Genomic DNA, 1590 nt, shown 5'->3' on the forward strand with positions numbered 1-1590 from the left:
TGCTTCGTCGGCCACGGGCCTCACGGTCCGCCGGCGCGGCGTCGTCGGGCCCCGCGGCCCGGGCCGGGCCGCGCGCTGGCCGCGGCCGGCGCCGGAGTCGGAGCGGCCCTCCGGCCTGACCGGGGCGCCGACGCCAGCGCGCTACGTCAGCAGACCGTCGCCAGCGCGCTGCGCTCGGTCCGGGTCTCGGTGCCGTTTCCGCTGCGCCAGCTGACCTCGGCCACCGCGTACACGCTCCTGCCGATGTCCGAGCACTTCACCAGGTTGCTGTGGCCCTCGTCCGTCACGTTCCACCAGCCGTCCGTGTCGGCGACGAGGCCGTACGAGTTCCCGGAGGGGGTCACCACTCGGATGTTCCTGACAGCCACGTCGTAGTTGGTCTCCTCGCCCGTGTCGCGGACCGTGGCGTACGCCCGCACCCGCCGCTCCGTCGTGTCGAAGTTGATCCAGAAGCAGCGCTCCACCTTGACACCCACGCACTTCTTGCCGAGGTTCGGCACGACCGCGGCGTCGGCGGAGTCGGCGGCGGCGATCACGAGCCCGGAGACCAGGGTGAGCGCCGCCAGGAGCAGGCCGATCGCGCGCCGCCAGGGGCGGCCCACCGCCGGGCGGGTGCGCGGCTGGGGTGCCGCCAGGTCCATGGTTGACATCTACGTCTCCCTTCACAGGTCGGCCGCACGAACAGAGCGGCCACGCGCCGCGCCGCGCGGGAAAACCGCATGGATCGGTACTCCATGGGTTCGGCACTCGCGGCCGGCACGGGCTCGTCGCCCTTGTCGGTGGCCTGGTCGGTCGCGGCCGGGAATCGGCCCGAGAGCAGTGAACGGCCGGCGGGCTCGACGCGGTGAGGACCCCTCCCCGCCCCTCAGCGCGGGCCGGCCCGACAATTTCCCGAGGCGGCGTCTTGTTTCCCGAGGCGGCGTCTTCCCGAGACGGGGTCGTGGTCCTCATCCGCGGCCGAACCCGCTCCGGCCGTCAGGCGGACGTATTCCGGCGGCGCGGAACGGTCCACCGCGCGGCGACGCGTCGGCCGGCGCGCGGGCCGGCGCGGGATACCGCGAGGCGGGTCATCCCCAGACCGCCATGGAAACGCCAGGCAATGACCGGAGGCTGGGCCGTGCACCATCCGACCAACGCGCAGGTGAGCTTCGGAAACCGGTCGTGGGCGCTGCGCGAGGGCCGGCTGTTGGCCTATGGGCGCGCCCCGGACCGGCACATTCACATTCCCGACCCCCGGGTCTCCGCCCACGCCGGGCTGCTGTTCATGCAGGCGGGCTGGGTGTGGCTACGCCACGACTCGACCTCGCACGGCCTCGTGATCCTCGAGCCCGGAACGGCGCCGCGGGTGGTGCCGAAACGCCCCACGGGCCAGGCCGCGCTCGCCCAGCCGCTGCTGACCGCGGTCTGCGAGCTCGAGCTGATGGGGCGCGCTGGCGGGCTGCGGCTGCGGGTGCGGCAGCGCCGCCCGGCGGACGGACGCGGGGGGGGCGCGGCGGCCCCCCCCCCCCCCCCCCCCGACAGTGGCGAGACGGCGGTCACGGCGGGCGGGGTCGTGTCCGGCGGCGGGATGGTCGTGAAGACCACGTCGAC

Annotated in this window: 2 protein-coding genes; one reads left to right on the forward strand and one right to left on the reverse strand. The window is 74.8% G+C overall.

Annotated features, from left to right (window positions below):
- Positions 1 to 146 precede the first annotated feature (146 nt).
- The gene (locus I6A81_RS41130) at positions 147 to 650 is read right to left on the reverse strand and encodes a hypothetical protein (protein ID WP_202999530.1); all 504 of its coding nucleotides are present in this window, start codon (positions 648 to 650) and stop codon (positions 147 to 149) included.
- A gap of 449 nt (positions 651 to 1099) precedes the next feature.
- Here I6A81_RS41130 and I6A81_RS41135 point away from each other — a divergent pair.
- The coding region (locus I6A81_RS41135) for an FHA domain-containing protein (RefSeq protein WP_203010520.1) at positions 1100 to 1590 on the forward strand (491 nt) is incomplete at its 3' end.

This window comes from Frankia nepalensis (assembly GCF_016786325.1).
Classification (GTDB): Bacteria; Actinomycetota; Actinomycetes; order Frankiales; family Frankiaceae; genus Pseudofrankia; species Pseudofrankia nepalensis.

What these genes read in the sequence shown, in the direction of transcription:
- I6A81_RS41130 (WP_202999530.1), bottom strand. Translation starts at nt 650, where the DNA reads ATGTCAACCATGGACCTGGCGGCACCCCAGCCGCGCACCCGCCCGGCG.